21 protein-coding genes and 2 riboswitches are annotated in these 20,205 nt (G+C 66.5%); of the genes, 14 read left to right on the plus strand and 7 right to left on the minus strand.

Annotated features, from left to right (window positions below; all coding sequences use genetic code 11):
* Window positions 1-335 precede the first annotated feature (335 nt).
* Window positions 336-821: a tetratricopeptide repeat protein gene (locus ACSFBF_RS30655; RefSeq protein ID WP_435473627.1), complete on the plus strand. Its 486-nt coding sequence runs from the start codon at window positions 336-338 to the stop codon at window positions 819-821.
* Between the two features lie 34 nt (window positions 822-855).
* Here ACSFBF_RS30655 and ACSFBF_RS30660 read toward each other — a convergent pair whose 3' ends face one another.
* The gene (locus ACSFBF_RS30660; RefSeq protein ID WP_435473629.1) at window positions 856-1,392 is read right to left on the minus strand and encodes a DUF3455 domain-containing protein; all 537 of its coding nucleotides are present in this window, start codon (window positions 1,390-1,392) and stop codon (window positions 856-858) included.
* 127 nt (window positions 1,393-1,519) lie between these two features.
* On the opposite strand from ACSFBF_RS30660, the gene ACSFBF_RS30665 reads away from it, so the two are divergent.
* From ACSFBF_RS30665 to gcvP, 11 genes are all read left to right on the plus strand, one after another.
* A complete protein-coding gene (locus tag ACSFBF_RS30665) occupies window positions 1,520-2,113 on the plus strand; it encodes an RNA polymerase sigma factor (protein WP_435473631.1) in 594 nt (197 codons plus the stop codon).
* The gene (locus ACSFBF_RS30670; protein ID WP_435473633.1) at window positions 2,110-2,853 is read left to right on the plus strand and encodes an anti-sigma factor; all 744 of its coding nucleotides are present in this window, start codon (window positions 2,110-2,112) and stop codon (window positions 2,851-2,853) included. The genes ACSFBF_RS30665 and ACSFBF_RS30670 overlap by 4 nt, the downstream gene beginning before the upstream one ends.
* Before the next feature lie 39 nt (window positions 2,854-2,892).
* On the plus strand, window positions 2,893-3,912 hold the full coding sequence (gene denD / locus ACSFBF_RS30675) for a D-erythronate dehydrogenase (RefSeq protein WP_435473635.1): 1,020 nt from the start codon (window positions 2,893-2,895) through the stop codon (window positions 3,910-3,912).
* Between the two features lie 45 nt (window positions 3,913-3,957).
* Window positions 3,958-4,932, plus strand: coding sequence for a TRAP transporter substrate-binding protein (locus ACSFBF_RS30680; RefSeq protein ID WP_258354183.1), 975 nt, complete (start codon window positions 3,958-3,960; stop codon window positions 4,930-4,932).
* A 97-nt stretch (window positions 4,933-5,029) separates the two neighbouring features.
* Complete coding sequence (locus tag ACSFBF_RS30685; RefSeq protein WP_435473637.1) at window positions 5,030-5,542, plus strand: TRAP transporter small permease; 513 nt, start codon at window positions 5,030-5,032, stop codon at window positions 5,540-5,542.
* 11 nt (window positions 5,543-5,553) lie between these two features.
* Window positions 5,554-6,846 (plus strand): TRAP transporter large permease, encoded by a 1,293-nt coding sequence (locus ACSFBF_RS30690; RefSeq protein WP_435473639.1) that lies wholly within the window; start codon window positions 5,554-5,556, stop codon window positions 6,844-6,846.
* A 98-nt stretch (window positions 6,847-6,944) separates the two neighbouring features.
* Window positions 6,945-7,409, plus strand: coding sequence for a L,D-transpeptidase Cds6 family protein (locus ACSFBF_RS30695; RefSeq protein WP_435473641.1), 465 nt, complete (start codon window positions 6,945-6,947; stop codon window positions 7,407-7,409).
* 98 nt (window positions 7,410-7,507) lie between these two features.
* Window positions 7,508-8,059, plus strand: coding sequence for a hypothetical protein (locus ACSFBF_RS30700; protein WP_435473642.1), 552 nt, complete (start codon window positions 7,508-7,510; stop codon window positions 8,057-8,059).
* 33 nt (window positions 8,060-8,092) lie between these two features.
* Window positions 8,093-8,183: riboswitch (glycine riboswitch) on the plus strand.
* 12 nt (window positions 8,184-8,195) lie between these two features.
* A riboswitch (glycine riboswitch) is annotated at window positions 8,196-8,308 on the plus strand.
* Window positions 8,309-8,353: 45 nt separating this feature from the next.
* Window positions 8,354-9,526 (plus strand): glycine cleavage system aminomethyltransferase GcvT, encoded by a 1,173-nt coding sequence (gene gcvT / locus ACSFBF_RS30705; RefSeq protein WP_435473643.1) that lies wholly within the window; start codon window positions 8,354-8,356, stop codon window positions 9,524-9,526.
* Window positions 9,527-9,585: 59 nt separating this feature from the next.
* Window positions 9,586-9,957, plus strand: a complete 372-nt coding sequence (gcvH, locus tag ACSFBF_RS30710) for a glycine cleavage system protein GcvH (protein WP_435473645.1) — start codon at window positions 9,586-9,588, stop codon at window positions 9,955-9,957.
* A gap of 51 nt (window positions 9,958-10,008) precedes the next feature.
* Window positions 10,009-12,918, plus strand: coding sequence for an aminomethyl-transferring glycine dehydrogenase (gene gcvP / locus ACSFBF_RS30715; RefSeq protein ID WP_435473647.1), 2,910 nt, complete (start codon window positions 10,009-10,011; stop codon window positions 12,916-12,918).
* A gap of 27 nt (window positions 12,919-12,945) precedes the next feature.
* Here the strand turns inward: gcvP and ACSFBF_RS30720 are convergent, their stop codons facing one another.
* The 4 genes from ACSFBF_RS30720 to ACSFBF_RS30735 all read right to left on the minus strand — a co-directional run bounded on the left by ACSFBF_RS30720 (window position 12,946) and on the right by ACSFBF_RS30735 (window position 16,659).
* Window positions 12,946-13,200: a hypothetical protein gene (locus ACSFBF_RS30720; protein ID WP_435473649.1), complete on the minus strand. Its 255-nt coding sequence runs from the start codon at window positions 13,198-13,200 to the stop codon at window positions 12,946-12,948.
* Between the two features lie 133 nt (window positions 13,201-13,333).
* Window positions 13,334-14,245, minus strand: coding sequence for a DUF3014 domain-containing protein (locus tag ACSFBF_RS30725; RefSeq protein ID WP_435473651.1), 912 nt, complete (start codon window positions 14,243-14,245; stop codon window positions 13,334-13,336).
* Between the two features lie 122 nt (window positions 14,246-14,367).
* Window positions 14,368-15,456, minus strand: a complete 1,089-nt coding sequence (locus tag ACSFBF_RS30730) for a lipase family protein (RefSeq protein WP_435473653.1) — start codon at window positions 15,454-15,456, stop codon at window positions 14,368-14,370.
* An 87-nt stretch (window positions 15,457-15,543) separates the two neighbouring features.
* A complete protein-coding gene (locus ACSFBF_RS30735) occupies window positions 15,544-16,659 on the minus strand; it encodes a DUF2855 family protein (protein WP_435473655.1) in 1,116 nt (371 codons plus the stop codon).
* Window positions 16,660-16,708: 49 nt separating this feature from the next.
* On the opposite strand from ACSFBF_RS30735, the gene ACSFBF_RS30740 reads away from it, so the two are divergent.
* On the plus strand, window positions 16,709-17,338 hold the full coding sequence (locus ACSFBF_RS30740) for a TetR/AcrR family transcriptional regulator (protein WP_435473657.1): 630 nt from the start codon (window positions 16,709-16,711) through the stop codon (window positions 17,336-17,338).
* Here the strand turns inward: ACSFBF_RS30740 and ACSFBF_RS30745 are convergent.
* Both ACSFBF_RS30745 and ACSFBF_RS30750 read right to left on the minus strand, forming a co-directional pair.
* Window positions 17,316-17,990, minus strand: coding sequence for an alpha/beta hydrolase (locus tag ACSFBF_RS30745; protein ID WP_435473659.1), 675 nt, complete (start codon window positions 17,988-17,990; stop codon window positions 17,316-17,318). The two genes, ACSFBF_RS30740 and ACSFBF_RS30745, sit on opposite strands and share 23 nt — an antisense overlap.
* A gap of 54 nt (window positions 17,991-18,044) precedes the next feature.
* Window positions 18,045-19,088 (minus strand): NAD(P)H-dependent flavin oxidoreductase, encoded by a 1,044-nt coding sequence (locus ACSFBF_RS30750; protein WP_435473661.1) that lies wholly within the window; start codon window positions 19,086-19,088, stop codon window positions 18,045-18,047.
* 113 nt (window positions 19,089-19,201) lie between these two features.
* On the opposite strand from ACSFBF_RS30750, the gene ACSFBF_RS30755 reads away from it, so the two are divergent.
* Window positions 19,202-20,200: a hypothetical protein gene (locus ACSFBF_RS30755; RefSeq protein WP_435473663.1), complete on the plus strand. Its 999-nt coding sequence runs from the start codon at window positions 19,202-19,204 to the stop codon at window positions 20,198-20,200.
* Window positions 20,201-20,205 lie beyond the last annotated feature (5 nt).

Genomic DNA, 20,205 nt, shown 5'->3' on the forward strand with positions numbered 1-20,205 from the left:
ATGCACAAGCTTCTGGCCATCGCCTACGGCGTCCTGAGGTCTCGAAAACCCTTCGACGCGAACTACCTCAAGACGGCCGGTGCTTGACAGGCACAACGGTGTCTTTATTTCGCTGCGGGGAGCACCCGGTGCCCTTCGCACAATGAGTGCTGCTGTTGTGTTCGCCGATCAGTTACCGGCCTGCCGAGAACAACTGCTGCGGGTCCGCGAAAGGCTCTCATCTTTTTTCTGCGGCGATGCGTCCATTCGGAAACCCGTGGCGTAAATGGAATCAGGACGGCGATACGCGTCGCTATCCGCCAACCCATTCAACCTATCGAAGAGGATCTTTCGCCATGAACACCCTGCTCCACCGCATAGCCATCGCCGCCACTCTGGCCCTCGCCGCCGGCCACGCGCTCGCCGCAGATCCGGCACCTGCCCCCGCGCAGGTCGCCAAGGCGGCGCCTGCCCACAAGCTATCCGCCGCCCGAGCGCTGATCGCTGACAGCAAGTGGACCGCGGCCATCAGCGAACTCGAACGGGTCAACGACACCGGCAACGCCGACTGGAACAACCTCATGGGCTACACCCTGCGCAAGTCCGGCGCCGGCAAGTGGACCGCCTCGGAGAAGTACTACGACGCTGCGCTGAAGATCGATCCGAAGCACGTCGGCGCGCTCGAATACTCGGGCGAGCTGTACATCTCGATGGGCGATCTGCCCAAGGCCGAGCAGCGCCTTGCTGCGCTGGGCCAGGCCTGCAACATGGCCTGCCCGGAGTACAAGGACCTGAAGGCTTCCGTCGAGAGCTTCAGGGCCGGTGGCGCCAAGAAGAGCTGAGCATGAAGCGGGCCGGCTGGCCCGCTTCATGCGGCTACCTGGCAACCAGGAAAACGTAGTCGGCGCTGTAGTCCTGCCGGATGCGCTTGCCCACATCGGCCTGCGCCTCGCACCCCTTTGCCGGCGCGTTGCCGCCGAGGGTATTGATGCGCTGCACGCCGGTAACGTCGGCGAGTTTTCCTGGGCCACCCGCCGACTTGGCGGTCAGCAGCAGCCACGGAATGTCGGCTTCGCGCTGGCCGTTGGCGCGGGCCTTCAACGTACCGACCGTCTTGCTGCCGTCCAGCGCGGTCCAGTTCGGCCCCGCGCCGTGCGTGCCGGCCTTGGCGCCGCCGGGGCCGTAAAGCTCGGCTTCAGGCGCCACGAACTGCCAGGCCAGCGTGCCCTTGTCGCCGGCCTTGCATTCGTAGATCTGCACGCCCACCGCATGCCAGGTGAAGGCGGCGCGTTCGCCATCGGATGCCTTGATGGCGGCTGGCAGTTCGGTGGCTGGCGATGCGCAGGCGGCAAGCAAGGCGGCGCCCAGCAGGGCCGTGCCCAAGGGAAGGATTCGCGTCGATTTCAATGTCATGGCATTTCCCGGTTCAAGAAGAAAAGATAAACAAACGAATACGGACCGGATCATCCGGCCCTTCTCCAGAAACGACACGCACGCAGGAACGGATGCAATACTCGCCCGCATGAATAGAAATATTCTGATGAACCTGCAAGACCTGCTCGCCGGCGCGGCCCGTGGCGACCACGCGTGCTTTGCCCAGATCTACGAACGCACGCACCTGCATCTGTTCGGCGTCTCGGTTCGTATGTTGGGCAATGAACAGGCGGCCGAAGACGTGCTGCAAGAGGCCTATGTGAGCATCTGGAAAAACGCGGGCGGTTATCGCTCCAGCGTCGACGGGCAAGAGATCCAGCCCATCACCTGGCTGATCGCGATCGTGCGCAACAAGGCGCTGGACTCGCTGCGCGCACGCAAGCGGCGCAACGCGCACGAACAGCCGCTGGCCACCGGTCCGGACGGCGAGGCAGAAACCGAGGCCGACACGGCAGCCGACCCCGCGCCCGGCGCGGCCCAATTGTTCGACCAGGCCATGCACGCGCTTCGCATCGAGGGCTGCATGTCGGCGCTGGACGGCAGCTTTCGCCAGAGCCTGGCGCTGGCCTACTACCAGGGCCTGTCGCACACCGAGGTGGCGACGCAGATGAATGCGCCACTCGGCACGGTCAAGGCCTGGATACGGCGCGGGCTCGACAAGCTGCGCGCCTGCCTGAGCGCGCAAGGGGTGGCGCCATGAGATACACCGACCCTCGCTTGCTGGATGCGCTGGCGTCGGCCTACGCACTGGGCACGCTCGATGGCGGCGCACGGCGACGCTTCGAGCGGCTGATGCGCGATCGCGCGGACGTGCGCGACGTGGTGGCGCAATGGGAACAGCGGCTCGGGCAATTGGCCCTGTCGGTGCCGCAGCGCAAGCCTTCGGCCGATCTCTGGCGCGCGATCGCTGCTCGCACCCAGCCCGCCCAAGCACGACAGGCGCGCCCCTCGCGCTGGACCGGCTGGCTGCGGCCCGCGGGCTTCGGCTTCGGTGGACTCGTGGCGGGCGTCATCGCCGCAAGCGCGTTGTTCCTTGCCGTGCCCGGCATCTTCATCACGAGCGACCAACTTGCGATGCGTACGGGCGAGCGGCTGCCGCAAAGCTATGTGGGTGTGCTCACCGACACCGAGGGCCGGGGCCGATTGCTGGTCAGTTCGCTGCGGCATGGCCGCACGGTCACGCTGAAGGTGCTGGGTGCGACGGCGCTGCCCGTTTCGGGCGACGAGCGGCTCGTGCTGTGGGCCTTGCCCGCCGACGCAGCGCCCTTTGCCGTCGGCGTGGTGCCGGCAAGTGGCGCCGGCACGCTGACGCTGCCCGACACCTCCGAGAAGCTGCTGTCGAAGGTCTCGCGCCTCGTCGTGACGCGCGAGCGCAGCGCCTCGCCCGCGGCCCCCAGTGCCGATGTGGTGTTGAGCGGCGCCTGCGCCAAGCTCTGGTGAGCCTCGCTTATTCTTGCGGCTCACAGGAGACAAAAACCCATGCAGATCGTCATCACCGGCGGCGCCGGTTTTCTGGGCGCGCGCCTTGCACGCACGCTGTTGAAGCAAGGCAGCCTTTCTCTGGCTGGTGCGCCGGCCCGGCCCATCGAACGCATCACGCTGGTCGACCGCGCGGGCGCCCCCGCCGACCTCGCGGCCGACCCGCGCATCACCGCCGTGACTGGCGACCTGAACGCACAGCTCGCCGCCGACGCGGATGCCACCGTCTGGCGCGAGGCCGACGCCATCTTCCACCTGGCCGCTGCGGTGAGCGGCGAATGCGAGGCCGACTTCGACCTAGGCATGCGCAGCAATTTCGCGGCCACGCATGCCTTGCTCGAAAAAGTACGCACGCTCGGCACGAAACCCGTGCTGGTGTTCGCCAGCTCGCTCGCCGTGTTCGGCGATTCGCCCGAGCAGCCCCTGCCGAAGGTGATCGAAGACCACACGCTGCCCACGCCGCAGACCAGCTACGGCATCCAGAAATTCATTGGTGAACAGCTGGTGGCTGATTTCACGCGCAAGGGCTTCGTGCGCGGGCGCAGCGTGCGCCTCATGACGGTGAGCGTGCGCCCGGGCAAACCCAACGGCGCGGCATCGGGTTTCTTCAGCGGCATGATCCGCGAGCCGCTGGCCGGGTTGCCCGCCGCCTGCCCCGTGCCCGACGCAACGCCTGTCGCCATTGCGTCACCCGCGCGCACCATCGAAGGCATCATCCGCGCCGCCGAGGCGAGCGATGCGCAATGGGGGCCGCGCACCGCGCTCAGCCTGCCCTCGCTCGCCACCACGGTCGGCGAAATGGCCGCGGCACTGGAGCGCGTGGCCGGCAAAGCCGCCACTGCCCTGCTCGACCGCACGCCCGACCCGACGATCCAGCGCATCGTGAAAACCTGGCCGGGCCACATCGAGACCGTGCGTGCGAGGGCGCTGGGGCTCACGTCCGACGAGAGCTTCGAGGCCGTCATTCGCGAGTACGTCCGTGAAAATCCCGACGCGGTAAAGCTTCCGGTTGTTGCATAGTCCGTTGCGCCTGACGCGCACCTGACCCCAACCCCCGGAGACATCATGAAACTCGGCCACATCGCCGCCGCCTGCCTTTCGCTCGCCCTGGGCACTTCCGCCTTCGCGCAGCAACCGACCGTTCTGAAGATCGGCTACGCGACTTCCAAGGAGTCGCACTACGGCGTGGGCTCCACGGTGTTCTGCGAAGAAATCGAGAAGGGCACGCAAGGCCGCTACAAGTGCCAGCACTTCGCCAACTCGGCGCTGGGCGGCGAGCGCGAGCAGATCGAGGCCATCCAGCTCGGCACGCAGGACCTGGTCAACACCTCGACCGGTCCGGTGGGCAACTTCGTGCCCGAAGTGAAGATCGTCGACATCCCGTTCCTGTTCCGCGACTACGACCATGCGCGCAAGGTCATGGACGGCCCCATCGGCCAGGACATCCTGACCAAGTTCCCGAGCAAGGGCATCATCGCGCTGGCCTGGACGGAGAACGGCTTCCGCCACATGACGAACAGCAAGCGCGACATCGTCAAGCCCAGCGATGCGGCCGGTCTGAAGATGCGCACCATGGAAAACAAGGTGCACATGGACGGCTACCGCACCTTCGGCATCCTGCCGACGCCCATGGCCTTCCCCGAACTGTTCGGCGCGCTGCAGCAGGGCACGGTCGACGGGCAGGAGAACCCGATTCCGGTGATCCTGTCGTCGAAGTTCTCGCAGGTGCAAAAGCACCTCTCGCTCACGGGCCACGTGTACTCGCCGGCGCTGCTGCTGCTGTCGCCGAAGGTGTGGAACAAGCTGTCTGACGCCGACAAGAAGGTGTTCACCGAAGCCGCGAAGAAGGCCTCCATCGCACAGCGCAAGAAGGTCAATGACGACGAGAACAACGGCATCGCCCAACTCGAGAAAGACGGCATGAAGGTCACGCGCACCGTCGACGGCGCCGCCTTCCGCGAGGCGCTGAAGCCCGCCTACGTGAGCTACGCCAAGGAATTCGGCGCGGACAACATCAAGAAGATCACGGACGTCAAGTAAGCCCTGAGCCGCCACGGCCGGCTTTCCGGCAACGCGCCCGGCACGCATGCGTGCGCCGGGCGCTTCGTTTTTCAGACAGAACAGAGAACAACACAAAGTGCAAGCCTTCGAGCGCTACTTTCTCGCCGCCAACCGCTGGGCGCTGATTCTTCTGCTGGCCGCCATGTCGGTCATCATCTTCACCAACGTCGTGCTGCGCTACACCACGAGCCAGTCGCTCGAATGGGCGGAAGAGGTGTCGCGCCACATGATGATCTGGCTCACCTTCCTGGGCGCCGGGCCGGTGCTGCGCTACGGCGGGCACATCGCGGTCGAGAACCTGCAAGACGCATTGCCCCGCAACGCGGCCGTCGCGGTGCGCATCGTCGTCGCCGGGCTGCTCTTCGCATTCTTCGGCTTCATGGTCTGGTACGGCTGGCTGTACATGGAACGCACGATGTTCCAGCTCACTGCCGTGACGCAGATTCCGTTCGCCTACATCTACAGCGCGATGCTGTTCGGCGGCATCCTGCTGATCGTGCACTGGCTGCTGGTGGTGCGCGGCTACGTGCTGCGCAGGGAGTTCGCGTCCGACGCGCACTTCGACGCCAACGCCTCGGCGTCGCTGTAAGGAGAACGACCATGGACGCAAGCATTGTTCTGATCGTTTCCGCCTGCATTTTCCTGGCCATCGGGGTGCCCGTGGCCTTTGCGCTGGGCCTCTCCACCGTTACCACGCTCATCCTCGCGGAGAACTACCCGCTGATGGTGTTGCTGAAGGAAACCTTCACCGGCATCGACAGCTTTCCGCTGATGGCGGTGCCCTTCTTCATTCTTGCGGCTGAGCTCATGAGCGGCGGCTCGCTCACCGAGGTGCTGCTGCGCTTCGCGGGCCAGTTCGTGGGCCACCGGCGCGGCGGGCTGGGCTACACCAACGTGGTGTCGCTCACCTTCTTTTCGGGCATCTCGGGCTCGGCGCTGGCCGACGCGGCGGGGCCGGGGTCGATGCTCATCAAGATGATGGACAAGGCCGGCTACGACCGCTCGTACGCCGCGGCGCTCACGGCCTCGACCGCCATCGTGGGGCCGATCATACCGCCCTCGATCATCATGATCATCTACGCGCTGCAGGACGAGAGCGTGTCGGTCGGCACGCTGTTCGCGGCCGGCATCATGCCGGGCATCCTGATCGCGGTGGCGATGTGCATCGTGAACTTCTACGTCTCGAAAAAGCGCAACTACAAGGGCGATGGGCAAACGCCACCGCTGCGCGAGATCCTGATCACCACTTGGAAGGCGATTCCCGCGATCCTGCTGCCGGTGGTCATTCTTGGCGGCATGCGCGCCGGCTGGTTCACGCCGACCGAAGCCTCGGTGGTGGCGGTGTTCTACGCGCTGGTGTGCGGCAAGTTCGTCTACCGCACGCTCGAATGGAAGATGTTGCCGGACATTCTTTCGCGCTCTGCCCTGCTGTCGGCTTCTGTGCTGATCATCATCGGGCTGTCGGCCTCGTTCGCGTGGGTGCTGACCATCGAAGGCATTCCGCAGCAGATGGCCGAATGGCTCATCAGCATGAACCTCTCGCCGTGGATGTTCCTGATCATCGTCAACGTGTTCCTGCTGCTGTTCGGCATCTTCATCGAGCCGCTGCCGGGCGTGATGGTGCTGGCGCCGATCCTTGCGCCGGTGGCCATCAAGCTGGGCGTCGATCCGGTGCACTTCGCGATGATCGTGATCTTCAACCTCACGCTGGGCATGATCACGCCGCCGGTGGGCGGGCTGCTGTTCGTGACGTGCAACGTGTCGAAGGTACCGATGTCGGCGCTGGTGAAGGAACTGGTGCCGTTCCTGTGGGCGCATGGGGCGGTGCTGCTCATACTGACCTTCGTGCCGGCGCTGAGTACGTGGCTGCCGCACGTGCTCGGGTTCAAGTAGCGGCCTGGGCTCCGGGGCCTGATCGGCCCGGTGCATGTTCACTGCCAGAATCGGGCGACGGGCCAAGGGCCAACAACCGACAAGGAGGGGACTGCGTCATGAATCGATTCCTGAGCTGCCTGCTGGGCGGTGCCTTGCTGGCTCCGGCTGCCTTCGGCGCCCCGCCCTCAACGCCCGCCGTGGCACCAGCCCCCGTATCGGTAGCAGCACCGGCCGATCCCGCCTCCAGCATCCGCGAAGTCGAAGCCGCCGTGCGCGCCTGGGCCGCGGCCTGGTCAGCCCGGGACGTGGCGCGCTACCTGGCCGCCTATGCACCCGATTTCGCGCCACCCCGCGGCCAGGACCGCAAGGCCTGGGAAGCCGACCGCCGCGCGCGCATTGCCGACAAGGCGGCCATCAGCGTGAGCATCGACAGCCTCGTTATCAGCGTCCAGGGGCAGGCGGCCAGCGCGAGCTTTCAACAGACCTACAGCGCCGACAAGCTGCGCGAGAAAAGCCGCAAGACGCTGGAATTGCAGCGCGTGGGCAACCAGTGGCTCATACGCAAGGAAAGCGCGGGCTGAAGGCCAGCCGCGATTGCCCCTGTAAGGCAAACGGTTCATGAAGATGTCACCACTTGCAACGATGCTGCAGCCCTCGATTCCCGAAAGCTGTGGCTGCCATGTTTCCCACCAAGACCGACAAGGCGCGCGACGAACTCCAGGGCGGACAGCGCACGCTCAGCCAGCGTGAGCGCGCCCTGCTGCTGATGGCCGACGGCCGGCGCTCGCTGACCGACTTCAGTCCGCTGTTCGCCAACCGGATTGAAGCCGAACAGGCGATCCAGGCACTCGTGCAGCGGGGCTACCTGCAGGCCCCGCAGGCTACCGCGGCACCTGTACCAGCAGCGGCCCCCGCCCAGCCCGCGCCAATCGCCGCCGCCGAGCCGATCCAGGTCGCCGCCACCTCGGCCGACACCTTCGACGGCAAGCGCTCGCTGGCCACCACGCGCATGTTCCTGTTCGACATCTGCGAGCGCATGTTCGTGCGGCGCGACCCGAAGTTCGCGCTGCAGATGCGCGACGCCCTGCGCGAGGCCCGCGACCGGCAGGCGATGCTGACCATCGCCGCCCTGATGCTCACCGAGATCGAGAAAACCGCGGGCGTGGAACGAGCCGAATCCCTGCGCGAGCGCATTGACAAGCTGCTGCCGCTGGCCGAAATCATCCACTGACGCCAAACCCCGGCCCCGCGCGATCCACTACACTCGCCAGGGTCAGGAGAGAGCCCCGCGTGCCGGGGCCGCCGAAGGCGCAGGGGTTTCCCGAACGCTCAGGCAAAAGGACTGACAAGGCGCCGGTGAACACCGGCGTTTCCTTGCTGGAGAGAGGCCGTTGCAGTGAAAACTGCCCATCGGCCCACCGAAGGAGCAAACCCCGATCGTGGGGCGAATCTCTCAGGTAAAGCGGACAGCAGGGGTGGCCCATGGCTTGCGTCATGGAATTCGTCTGCCCCTTTGGAGTGCCCCGTGGCTGCTTCTTCCGCCCCTGCTACCGAACTTCTCAAGACGCCGCTGCACGACCTCCACGTGGAGCTCGGCGCCCGCATGGTGCCCTTTGCCGGCTACTCGATGCCGGTGCAGTACCCCGCCGGCCTGATGGCCGAGCACAAGCACACGCGCGATGCGGCCGGCCTGTTCGACATCTCCCACATGGGCCAACTGCGCCTGGTCGGGCCCGATGCGGCGGCCGCCTTCGAAACCCTGATGCCCGTCGACGTGATCGACCTGGCCGCCGGCAAGCAACGCTACGGCCTGCTGCTGAACGACGAGGGCGGCATCCTCGACGACCTGATGTTCTTCAACGAAGGCAACGGTTCGATCTTCGTGATCGTCAACGGTGCCTGCAAGGTGGCCGACATCGCTCACATCCAGCAGAAGATCGGCGGCCGCTGCAAGGTGCAGCCCCTGCCCGACCATGCCCTGCTGGCGCTGCAGGGCCCGCAGGCCGCTGCCACGCTGGCACGGCTGTCGCCCGGCATCGAGCGCTTCGTATTCATGACCGGCGGCGCGGTGCAGATCGGCGGCATTGCGGCCTTCGTCACCCGCAGCGGCTACACCGGCGAAGACGGCTTCGAGATCTCGGTGACCGCCAAGGACGCCGAGGCGCTGGCCCGCCTGCTGCTGGCCCAGCCCGAGGTCAAGCCCATCGGCCTGGGCGCGCGCAATTCGCTGCGGCTCGAAGCCGGCCTGTGCCTCTACGGCAACGACATCGACACCGCGACCACGCCGGTCGAGGCCTCGCTCAACTGGGCGATGCAGAAGGTGCGCCGCACGGGCGGCGCGCGCGAGGGCGGCTTTCCTGGTGCGGCAAAGATCCTCGCGCAGCTCGCCGTTGCTGCCGCAGGCGCTGCCGGCCACACCGACCACGACACGCTGAAGCGCAAGCGCGTGGGCCTCGTCGCCCTCGAACGCATTCCGGTGCGCGACGGCACGGTGCTTCAGTCTTTCGAAGGCCACGACATCGGCATCGTCACCAGCGGCCTGCTCGGCCCGACAGCCGACCGCTGCATCGCCATGGGCTATGTGGCCACCGCCTTCGCCGAGCCGGGCACGCGCGTGCAGGCCATCGTGCGCGGCAAACCGGTGCCGATGGAGGTCTCGACGATGCCGTTCGTGCCCACCCGCTACTACCGCGGCTGAGCCTGGTCGACCGGCTAGGCTCTGCACCCCGATTCATTTTTTCCACGAGGAGTTTTTCCATGAGCATCAAGTACACCAAGGACCACGAATGGGTGTCGGTCGAAGGCGACGCAGCCACCGTCGGCATCACCGTGCATGCGCAGGACGCGCTGGGCGACGTGGTGTTCGTCGACCTGCCCGAAGTCGGCAAGACCTTTGCGCAGGGCGAAGTTGCCGGCGTCGTCGAATCGGTCAAGGCCGCGGCCGACGTGTTCATGCCCGTGTCGGGCGAGATCACCGAGGTGAACGAAGCGCTGCGCGCCGACCCGTCGCTCGCCAACAGCGACCCGCTGGCCGCCGGCTGGTTCTTCAAGGTCAAGCTGAGCGAACCCGTGCAGCTCGATGCCCTGCTGGATGCTGCCAGCTACGACAAGTTCGCCGCCGAATCCTGATCCGCTGAGTTCTTCAGCACCTTTGTCTTTTCTCCCCGAGCCCTCAACGCCATGCCGACGCCCGCCCTTCCCTCTTTGCAAGAACTAGAGAACGCCGAAGAATTCCTCGCCCGCCACATCGGCATCGATGCGGCGGACGAGGCGCGCATGCTGCCGGTGATCGGCTCGGAAACGCGCGCGGAGCTCATCGACGGCATCGTGCCCGCGGCCATCCGCCGCGCAAAGCCGATGCGCCTGCCCGCACCGGCGACCGAAGCCGATGCACTGGCCGAGCTGAAGGTGATGGCATCGAAGAACAAGGTGTTCAGGAACTTCATCGGCCAGGGCTACTACGGCACGCACACGCCGGGCGTCATCTTGCGCAACGTGCTCGAGAACCCCGCCTGGTACACCGCCTACACGCCCTACCAGGCCGAGATTTCGCAGGGCCGCATGGAAGCCCTGCTCAACTTCCAGACGATGGTGTGCGACCTCACGGGCATGGCCATCGCCAACGCCTCGATGCTCGACGAAGCCACGGCCGCTGCCGAAGCCATGACACTGGCCAAGCGCAGCGTGAAGAGCAAGAGCAACGTGTTCCTGGTGTCGGGCGACTGCCATCCGCAAACCATCGAAGTCATCAAGACGCGCGCCGCGCCGCTGGGCATCGAAGTGAAGGTCAGCACCGTGTCGGAAACGCTGCCGCACCTGATGGTGAGCGGCGAGTTCTTCGCTGCGCTCGCGCAATACCCCGCCACCACTGGCCACGTGCACGACCTGCGACCGCTCGCGGGCCACGCGCATCAGTGCGACGCCGCTCTCATCGTCGCGGCCGACCTGCTGGCGCTGACGCTGCTCGTCGCGCCCGGCGAATTCGATGCCGACATCGTTTGCGGTACCACGCAGCGCTTCGGCATGCCGCTTTGCAACGGCGGCCCGCACGCCGCCTACCTCGCCTGCCGCGATGAGTTCAAGCGCTCGCTGCCGGGCCGCCTGGTCGGCGTGAGCGTCGACACGCACGGCCAGCCCGCATACCGCCTCGCGCTGCAGACGCGCGAGCAGCACATCCGCCGCGAGAAGGCCACGTCGAACATCTGCACCGCGCAAGTGCTGCCGGCCGTGGTGGCCAGCATGTACGCCGTGTACCACGGGCCTGATGGCCTCACGCGCATCGCGCAGCGCGTGGCGGCGCTCACGGCCATCCTCGCCAAGGGCCTGTCGCAGATGGGCCGCGAGCCGGTCAATACCACCGCATTCGATTCGCTGACCATCCGCACCGGCGAAGACACGCCTGCGATCATCGAGCGCGCACAGGCCGCCGGCGTCAACCTGCGCCAACGCCTGCAGCAGCACCTGGGCATCTCGCTCGACGAGACCAGCACGCGCGCCGACGTCGAAACCCTGTGGAGCCTGTTCGCGCCCGCCGGCACGCAGGCGCCGCGCTTCGACGACCTCTCGGGCAGCACCACGCCGCTGATCCCCGAAGACCTGCGCCGCAGCAGCACCTTTCTCACGCACCCGGTGTTCAACACCCACAAGAGCGAGACGGCGATGCTGCGCTATATCCGCAGCTTGTCGGACAAAGACCTGGCGCTCGACCGCAGCATGATCCCCCTGGGCAGCTGCACCATGAAGCTCAACGCGACCAGCGAGATGATCCCCATCACCTGGCCCGAGTTCGCCAACATCCACCCCTTCGCGCCCGCCGAGCAGCAGCAGGGCTATGCCCAGCTCGACGCCCAACTGCGCGCCTGGCTGTGCGAAGCCACCGGCTACGCGGGCATCAGCCTGCAGCCCAACGCGGGCTCGCAGGGCGAATACGCGGGCCTGCTGGCCATCCGCTCCTTCCATGAAGCCAAGGGCCAGGGCCACCGCAACATCTGCCTGATTCCGTCTTCCGCGCACGGCACCAACCCCGCGAGCGCGCAGATGGTGGGCCTGCAGGTGGTGGTGACGGCCTGCGACGCGCAAGGCAACGTCGACATGGACGACCTGAAGCGCGCCTGCGAAAAGCACAGCGCCAACCTGGCCGCCGTGATGATCACCTACCCCAGCACGCACGGCGTGTTCGAAACGCGCGTGAAGGAACTGTGCGAGCTCGTGCACGAACACGGCGGCCGCGTGTACGTCGACGGCGCCAACATGAACGCACTGGTCGGCGTGGCGGCACCCGGCGAGTTCGGCGGCGACGTGAGCCACCTGAACCTGCACAAGACCTTCTGCATTCCGCACGGCGGCGGCGGCCCGGGCGTGGGCCCGGTCTGCGTGGTCGAAGACCTCGTGCCGTACCTGCCGGGGCACGTGACTGCCGGCATGCCGTCGAACGGCGTGGGCGCCGTGTCGGCCGCGCCGCTGGGCAATGCGGCCGTGCTGCCGATCAGCTGGATGTACTGCCGCATGATGGGCGCCAAGGGCCTGCAGGCCGCGACCGAAACGGCCATTCTCAGCGCCAACTACATCAGCGCGCGTCTGAAGGACCACTACCCCACGCTGTACGCGAGCCCCAACGGGCACGTCGCACACGAGTGCATTCTCGATTTGCGCCCGCTGAAGGACACCAGCGGCGTCACCGCCGAAGACGTGGCCAAGCGCCTGATCGACTACGGCTTCCATGCGCCCACGCTGAGCTTCCCCGTGCCCGGCACGCTGATGGTGGAGCCGACCGAAAGCGAGCCGCTGGCCGAGCTCGACCGCTTCATCGACGCGATGATCGCCATCCGCGGCGAAATCCGCCGCATCGAAGAAGGCGTGTGGCCGAAGGAAGACAACCCGCTCAAGCACGCGCCGCACACGGCTGCGAGCCTGCTCGGCACCGAGTGGAGCCACCCGTACTCGCGCGAACTCGGCGCGTTTCCGCTGGCCGAACTCAAGAACGCGAAGTACTGGCCGCCCATCGGCCGCGTCGACAACGTGTACGGTGACCGCAACCTGTTCTGCAGCTGCGTGCCCGTGGGCGACTACAAGGAAACCGAAGAGGCCTGAGCGCCGTCGTATCGCAGCGATTCCCTTCTACGGTGGGGATTCGCGACGATAGGTCGCCCACTTCACGGTCAGGATGTCTGCAGCGATCTTGGCGGCATTGACGCCCGCATAGGCTTCGGACGGATCGAACTGGAATGCCTCCTGGTATCGCTTGATCTGCGCATAGTCCTGGTCGAAGGTCATCGGACCCATGAGCTCGGCAGGATCGGTGCCCGCTGGAAGTGCGAGGAATTTCTCTGAATCAGTAGCACTCTGGTAGAGATCGACGCTCATCAGGTTCATACAGTTGTCCTCGAGATTTTGATCTTGAGAACAAAGCCTCAGCGACATCCGTGCAGCATGCAATCGGTCCGCGCCTACACAGCGCGCCGGAGGAATGCTCACGGGCGCCCGCGTACATCGAGCGCCGTGCGCGTCAGGGTTGCTTCTTCTTCGCCACGTCGCCCGTGGCGATCTGCTGGCGCAGCCCACGCAGGCTGGTCTTCACCTTGCGCTCGTTCTCCGGCCCCATGCGCACCATGATCTTTTGGCCGGAAGACAGCGACTGCAGTTGCGGATCGACGTATTCGTAGCGCACCCACGGCCGGGTCGAGGGCACGTCGCCCTTCACCTCGACCAGCCGCACCTGCACCGGGCCCTTGGGTTCGGGCGCCTGCAGCAAGTGGTCGATCACGGCAATGAGCCGATCGTTGAAATAGCGGCCCGGATAGCCCAGCTCTTCGTACGCCTGCTGGAACAGCGGATAGAGCTTTGCATACACGGTCGCTGCCTTGGCCGGATCGACCGATTCGGCCAGCAGCACGATGGCGTTGTAGCGCGCGGCGTTGTTCGCGGCAATGGTCTGCACCTGCCCCTGCTGCCCTTCGGTGATGAAGCGCTGGCCCGTGGGTTGCACCGGCCAGGTATTGGCCGGCGCCCGTTCTCGTGCGAGGTTGTCGACGGTGGTGACGAAGCGGCTCACGATGCCGTCGGAGCGCAGGTACTCTGCGACGTTCTTGCTGCCGAGCAGTTCAGCCAATGCCTTCGTCACGCGCGCATCGGAGTCGGCCAGCTTGGGCAGCGCGGCATCGGGCGGTGCCAGCGCGTCGATCGGGTTCTGCGGCCCCGCGGGCGCCGCTGCGGGCGGCGGTGGTGCGGGCGCATCGTTGGGCGCCGCCGCCACCGGTACGGGCGCAGCCGGCTTTTGCTGTTGCTGCTGATACCAGCGCCAGCCAACGTAGGCCGTCCCGAGCAATACCAGCACGAAGGCGACGATGGCGCCTATGGGCATCTCGCGGCGGGGTCTGAACTCAGGGGCGTCGCGCGTGTCGCTGTCGGGCTCGGGCATGAGGTCGGTTTCCTTGTGCGGGAATGTCGGGGAAGCGAATGGCTATGGTGCACCAATTCGGGCTGTGCACCAGCCCTGTCGTCGTAACGCCCTGTGACGCGCCCGCCGCGCAGCGCCGGGGCTCAGCCGCCCAACAAGGTCGTGTTGCGGGCTGGAGGCTCGGCCCGGTTCTTCGCTTCGTCGAGTTCACAAGCCAACCGGGGAATCGAGTGCGCCCTGACGATGTTCCAAGAGGTCCTGATGTCGAAGAAGAGCGCGTAGCGAACGCTGCGGATCTTCGGCTTGTCGTCGCTCGGGGGCACGAAGAAACTGGTGATGGAGCGCACGAACGCGAGCGCTTCGCCGCGCTCGTAGATGCGGTCGATCTCGAGCGAACTGGCGTTGGGGTCCCGCACAGCTTCCTCTACGCTGTAGTAGCCGGTCACCGGCGACGGGTCGAATGCATACACACGCTCGACACGCGGCACGGCAGCATCGGCCGGCAGCGCATACGCGAACTGCTGCGCGAGACCACCGCCCAGCGAATGGCCGGTGGCATAGAGCTTCACGCCGCCCCCGCTTCGCAGGTAGGCATGACGCGGGTCCGCCGCACGTGCCTTGAACCGCGCGACGAACGCTTTGACGAAATCCTTCTGGATCAGCGTGTATTCGTCCTCACGGTCCGGCAGGAACCAGCGGAGGTTCGACAACCAGTCGGAGGTGTTGGAGAACATCGTTCCGCCGAACGCGACCGCCAGCCTGCGCGTGGCGGGATGCTCCCAGACCTCGACGCGCAGATGTGCCTTGCGCAGGCGCCCCACAAGCTCGCCGTCCTGCGGCCCCGGAAAATCTTCCCAGAGACGCCAGCCGGCGTCGTTCAGCACATCATCCGGTTTCGGGCAGTCACGCTCCGCCCTCAGGTTCTGCACACTTGCCGACCCGGCTTCCAGCTTGGGCGTCTCAGGCGCGACACCGATGGCCTCGATGTAGTGCGCGTTGTAGGCACTGGTGCTCAGCCAAGCGAACTCCCAGTGCTTCCTCGCCTCCACGCCCACATCCACCGAGTTGCCAAGAATGCGCTCGCCACGCTCTCGCGACAGCGCCCTGTCCCGCGGCTGGGTCAGGCTAACGCAGCCATGCAACAGGCAAAGCACCAGCGCGCCAACGCCAGCGCTGAGCAGCCGATGCGTGATTGAAAGAGTCGAGCGGCTCCCGTGGGTTTTCGATGGCATCCAGTCCTCCCGTATCGACCGCGACTCGGTCCTGCGCAGGCTAGCGCAGAGCGTGTATGCCCTCATCCCTCTTTCATGGGAGGCGGTTCAGCTCGCGAGCCGCACCACATGCGCCTGCCGTGGATCGACCTTGCCCGCGTGCAGGTCGACAATCACCGCCTGTGCGTGCGCGAAGCCCTCGCCTTGTGCCAGCGTCATCCATCGATTGCCTGGCCGGCTCAGCTCGGCGATGAAGCTGCCCTGCGCCTCGTTGAAGCGGCGGTTGACCTCCTGCGGGCCCCAGTCGGCATTGCGCTTGCGGATCTGCACGGGGGCGAAGTAGAGCTGGGGCGTGGGGCCGGGCAGCGCGGTGGTATCGCCGAGAAATTCGGTCTTCTGCGCGGAGCCGGCATAGCAGTCGTACACCAGCGCTTCACCGAAGTGATGGTGGATGGTGGCGCGCAGGTCGTCGCTGCCCGAGAAGTCGACGTACAGCGTGGGCACATCGGCCGGCAGCGTCGTCACTTCTTCATAGCTCAGCGTGCGGTCGTAGCAACCCAGGCTCTCCACGAAAGCGCGATTGGCGTTGGACGTGGCCGCAACCAGCTGCAGCCCTTCGCGCTGGCGCAGGCAGAAGGCCGTGCCGAAAGCGGTCTTGCTCGACGCGCTCGACACCACGATCTGCCTCGCGCCGAAGAAGGCGTTGTCTTCCAGGAAGTCGGCCAGCATGAACGAGGTGATGAACAGCGGGCGCACCAGCATCTGGTAGTCCTCCAGCGCGGCGACATAGCCTGCGTCGTTGCTGCAGCGCATGTACTGGTTGTAGGCCGACACCAGTTCGCTGCGGTGCGGCGCGCCATCGTAAAAGCCGCGCGGCGTTACGCGCACGGGCTGCATGCGCAGGTGGCTCGCGATCGGAAAGTAACCGTAGAAGCGCTCGCCCACCGCCACGCCCTCGACGTTCGAGGCAGCCACGTCGGCAAAGCCCCAGGCCGGCATGTGGCCCCAGTCGACATCGCCGGTCGGGAAGAACTGCCAGTACTTCATGACCGCATCGCCGAAGGCCGCGTAGGTGATGTTGTTGGTGGTCAACGAAAAGCGGCCGATCTTCATCAGCACCTCGCCGGGTTGCAACTCGCCGGTGTCTTGCATGGTCACGACACGAGTGGTGCCGAGGGCGTTCTTGCGCGTTTCGAGGCGGGTTAAAGTGAATGCGTTGTTCATTCGCAAACTGTATGGCGGCCCGTCTTCTGGCGGGTTCGGAAAACCGTCGATGCCGGACGCACCCCGCTCCAAGCCCCTGAAACGCCCCACGCAGGCACGCAGCAAGTTCACCGTGCAGGCGATCTACGACGCCTTTGTTCGGATTTGGTCCGCGCACGGCTGGGAGGGTGTAACCACGCGCGCCGTGGCGCTGGAAACCGGCATCGCGGTCGGCACGCTCTACGACTACTTCCCCGACAAGGAAGCCCTGCTCTCGGGCTATGTGCGCCACTGCATCGAGGCGCTGCTTGCACGGCTCGATGCGGAAGTGATCGCGCCGGCCGACATCAGCTGGCAAGCGCGCGTGAAGCGCCTCGTGCGCATCACCTGCGACACGCGGCTCGAAGGGCTGCCGGCCTTCGACCACGAGATGCTGATGCTCGAACACCGCGTGGCCGAGCCCAAGCATCACCGCCGCGTGTACGACGAACTGGCTGATAGATGGCTCAGGGCCTTTGCCGCCTGTGCAGACCTGCAGTCGCCACCCTCACCCGCCACGATCCACGCGCTGCTGACCGCCGCATGGGGCGGTCGACGCTATCGCCTGCTGGTGCAGCCCGAAGCGGGCAACGACGAATGGGTGGAGGAGATGGAAGCGATGGTCATGGCGCGCTTGTCTACGCGTTCGTCGGCGAGCTGAGCGACTGCAGCCACGCCAGCGTGGCCTGCAACTCGGCCGGACGGATCTCATGCGCGCCCGGAAAGTCCGCGCCCGACAGCGCCACCGGCAAGGTGCGCGCGAACTCGCGCGTAGCCTGCGCGGCGCTCGGCGGAATCACGTTGTCTGCGCTGCCATGGCTCACCCACAGCGCCTTGCCCTCGAAGGCCTCGGGCGCCGCGACGTGCGGCAGCACCTGCGACAGCAGCCGGCTGTGCCACACCATCGCGGCGCGCACGCTCTCAGGCTTGGTCAGCAGCAGCGACAGCGCCATGATGCCGCCCTGACTGAAGCCGCCGACCACCACGCGTTCGGCCGGCACACCGAGTTGCTTGCCAGCCGAGGCGATCATCTCGCCGACCAGGAAACGGCTTTCGCGCTCCTGCTCTTCATCGATGCGGCGTTCGCCACCGGGCAGCATCTGGAACTCGAACCACGCGTAGGCATCGGGCGACAGCACGTAGGGCGCGCGCAGGCTCAGCACGTTGAACTGCGGCGGCATCATGCGCGCGAGGCCGAACAGGTCTTGCTCGTTGCTGCCCACGCCGTGCATCAGCACCAGCAGCCAGGGTTCGCGAACATCGGGTTGCGCGCTGTGCGCGAGAAACTTCAGGGGCAGATGCAGTTGGGTCATTGTTCAAACAGTCTGGATAGGCTCGAAAGGAATACGGTCGGCGCTCCGCAAAATTCAGCGGAACCCCTTCGCCAGCTCGAGCGTGACCTCGGCCGCAGGCACTTCACGGCAGCCGGTGGCGTTCTGCCCCGACCACAGCGGAGAGAAATCGCCGTTGCCCTGCGCCTCGGCCTTGGCACGCAAGGGCGCGATGCCCGAAGTGGCCAGCGGAAACTCTGGCGCAGCCGCACCGATGGGGCCCAGTTCGCGCATCAAACGGTTCACGATGCCGCGCGCAGGCCGGCCGGTAAAGAGATTGGTCAGCGCCGTGTGCCGCGCAGCCCTGCTCTTGAGCGCCTCTCGATGAATCGCGCTGATGGTCGCTTCGGGCGTCAGCAGATAGGCCGTGCCAATCTGCACGCCCGCCGCACCCAGCGCCATGGCCGCGGCCACGCCGGCCGCATCCGCAATGCCACCGGCCGCGATCACTGGCACCTTCACGGCATGCACCAGTTGGGGCAGCAGCGCAAAGGTGCCGAGCTGCCTCGTCAGATCGTGCGAAAGGAAATGCCCGCGATGCCCGCCAGCCTCCAGCCCCTGCGCGATGACCGCATCCACGCCGCGCGCTTCGAGCCACTGCGCCTCTTCGACCCTGGTGGCCGATGCCAGCACCTTCGCGCCCCAGCCATGCACCTGCGCCATCAGCGCCTCGGACGGCAGCCCGAAATGAAAGCTCACCACCGGCGGACGAAACTCGGCCAACAGGCCCGCCACTTCGGCGCTGAAGGGGTTGCGCCCCGGGCCGGCGGGGATGCTCGCTGCGTCGATGCCGAACTCGGCGTAATACGGCGCCAGTGCGGCACGCCAGGTGGCCTCGCGCTCATCGCTCGGGTGCGGCGGGGTGTGGCAAAAGAAGTTGACGTTGTAGGGTTTGCCCGTACCCTCGCGAATGGCGGTGAGCTCGCTGCGCATGGCGTCGGGGCTCAGCATGGCGCCCGGCAGCGAACCGAGGCCACCGGCGTTGCTGACCGCGATAGCCATCGCGCTGCCCTGCGCGCCGGCCATCGGGGCCTGAATGAGCGGGAGGTCTGTTCCGATGAGTTGTTGCAGCGTGGTCATTTGGAGCGCTCCTTGTTCGTGTGTCGCCGGGTGCCGGCCATTCTCCCGCCAAGCCGGAGGTTGCGGCGGCGGCGGGGTCATCATCGCCAAATGGCTTCGGCACAATCGCGCGCATGCCCATCCTGAACCCGACGCGGCCCGCTCCCTCGCGGCCGCTGCAGCGCACCATTGCTGCCGCCATTGCCACTGCCGGCCTCGTCATGCTCGGCGGCTGCCCGCAAAAAGAAGAAGCCCCCGCTACCACCGCCGACGCGCAGGCGGACGAAGCCGCAGTGGCCGTGGCACCACCGGCACCACCAGTGCCTCGCCCCACCGCATCGGCCACGCTCAAGCGAGCCGAACTCATGGCGCTGGTGTTCCCCGACTCCCAGGGCCCGGGCGCCTCGCCCCGACAGCCCGACACCGTCTCGCTGCCCGAGAGGCAAAACGAGGGCAAGACAGTGCCCGGCAGCGAGGCCGATCAACAGGCTCAGGTGTCGCCGCGCGAAGTGGTGCGGCTGGACGATACGCACGCCGTCATGCTGACCGAGACCGTGCCGCTCGACGACCGGGGCGAGCCGATGAACGGCCACGTGAACGGCGCATGGCTCGGCGCCTACTTCTTCGAGCAGAGCGCCGAAGGCTGGAAGCTCGCGAGCCGCAGCGACGCTGTCGACTACCTCGGCTTCATGGGCAACCTCGGCACCACCAAGGTCGAGCGCATCGCGCCCCAGCGCTTTGCGCTGACCATTGCCCACGGCAGTTGCTGGCAGGGCTACTGCGGGCAGTGGTTGTCGGTGTATGGGCTCGAAGCGGGCAAGGTGCGCGTGCTGGCAAGGGGCATTGCGCTGTCGGCCACCAATGAAGGTGCCGACGAGTCCTGCGAGAAAGCGCCCAGGCCCAGCAAGCCGGAAGAGCCGCCACGCGGCGCGTGCTTCGACGTCAGCGGCACGCCGAGCTTTACGCTGGGCACCGACGAAGAGCCGGGCGAGATGCGCATCGCGTTCAAGGGCGAACGAACGAGCGGCACCAAAAACCGCCGCGTGCTCACCATCGACAGCACGCTGGTCTATGCCTGGCGCAACGGCGCCTACGTGCTGACCGAAGGGCGCAACCCCGTTCCGTCGTTCTGACGGGC

Origin of the sequence: Variovorax nivicola (genome assembly GCF_051216475.1) — a bacterium.
Classification (GTDB): Bacteria; Pseudomonadota; Gammaproteobacteria; order Burkholderiales; family Burkholderiaceae_C; genus Variovorax.

What these genes read in the sequence shown, in the direction of transcription:
- ACSFBF_RS30735 (WP_435473655.1), bottom strand. Translation starts at nt 16,659, where the DNA reads ATGAACAACGCATTCACTTTAACCCGCCTCGAAACGCGCAAGAACGCC.
- gcvP (WP_435473647.1), top strand. Translation starts at nt 10,009, where the DNA reads ATGCCGACGCCCGCCCTTCCCTCTTTGCAAGAACTAGAGAACGCCGAA.
- ACSFBF_RS30700 (WP_435473642.1), top strand. Translation starts at nt 7,508, where the DNA reads ATGTTTCCCACCAAGACCGACAAGGCGCGCGACGAACTCCAGGGCGGA.
- ACSFBF_RS30740 (WP_435473657.1), top strand. Translation starts at nt 16,709, where the DNA reads ATGCCGGACGCACCCCGCTCCAAGCCCCTGAAACGCCCCACGCAGGCA.
- ACSFBF_RS30725 (WP_435473651.1), bottom strand. Translation starts at nt 14,245, where the DNA reads ATGCCCGAGCCCGACAGCGACACGCGCGACGCCCCTGAGTTCAGACCC.
- ACSFBF_RS30695 (WP_435473641.1), top strand. Translation starts at nt 6,945, where the DNA reads ATGAATCGATTCCTGAGCTGCCTGCTGGGCGGTGCCTTGCTGGCTCCG.
- ACSFBF_RS30730 (WP_435473653.1), bottom strand. Translation starts at nt 15,456, where the DNA reads ATGCCATCGAAAACCCACGGGAGCCGCTCGACTCTTTCAATCACGCAT.
- ACSFBF_RS30655 (WP_435473627.1), top strand. Translation starts at nt 336, where the DNA reads ATGAACACCCTGCTCCACCGCATAGCCATCGCCGCCACTCTGGCCCTC.
- ACSFBF_RS30670 (WP_435473633.1), top strand. Translation starts at nt 2,110, where the DNA reads ATGAGATACACCGACCCTCGCTTGCTGGATGCGCTGGCGTCGGCCTAC.
- denD (WP_435473635.1), top strand. Translation starts at nt 2,893, where the DNA reads ATGCAGATCGTCATCACCGGCGGCGCCGGTTTTCTGGGCGCGCGCCTT.
- gcvH (WP_435473645.1), top strand. Translation starts at nt 9,586, where the DNA reads ATGAGCATCAAGTACACCAAGGACCACGAATGGGTGTCGGTCGAAGGC.
- ACSFBF_RS30720 (WP_435473649.1), bottom strand. Translation starts at nt 13,200, where the DNA reads ATGAACCTGATGAGCGTCGATCTCTACCAGAGTGCTACTGATTCAGAG.
- ACSFBF_RS30745 (WP_435473659.1), bottom strand. Translation starts at nt 17,990, where the DNA reads ATGACCCAACTGCATCTGCCCCTGAAGTTTCTCGCGCACAGCGCGCAA.
- ACSFBF_RS30750 (WP_435473661.1), bottom strand. Translation starts at nt 19,088, where the DNA reads ATGACCACGCTGCAACAACTCATCGGAACAGACCTCCCGCTCATTCAG.
- ACSFBF_RS30680 (WP_258354183.1), top strand. Translation starts at nt 3,958, where the DNA reads ATGAAACTCGGCCACATCGCCGCCGCCTGCCTTTCGCTCGCCCTGGGC.
- ACSFBF_RS30690 (WP_435473639.1), top strand. Translation starts at nt 5,554, where the DNA reads ATGGACGCAAGCATTGTTCTGATCGTTTCCGCCTGCATTTTCCTGGCC.
- ACSFBF_RS30665 (WP_435473631.1), top strand. Translation starts at nt 1,520, where the DNA reads ATGAACCTGCAAGACCTGCTCGCCGGCGCGGCCCGTGGCGACCACGCG.
- ACSFBF_RS30755 (WP_435473663.1), top strand. Translation starts at nt 19,202, where the DNA reads ATGCCCATCCTGAACCCGACGCGGCCCGCTCCCTCGCGGCCGCTGCAG.
- ACSFBF_RS30660 (WP_435473629.1), bottom strand. Translation starts at nt 1,392, where the DNA reads ATGACATTGAAATCGACGCGAATCCTTCCCTTGGGCACGGCCCTGCTG.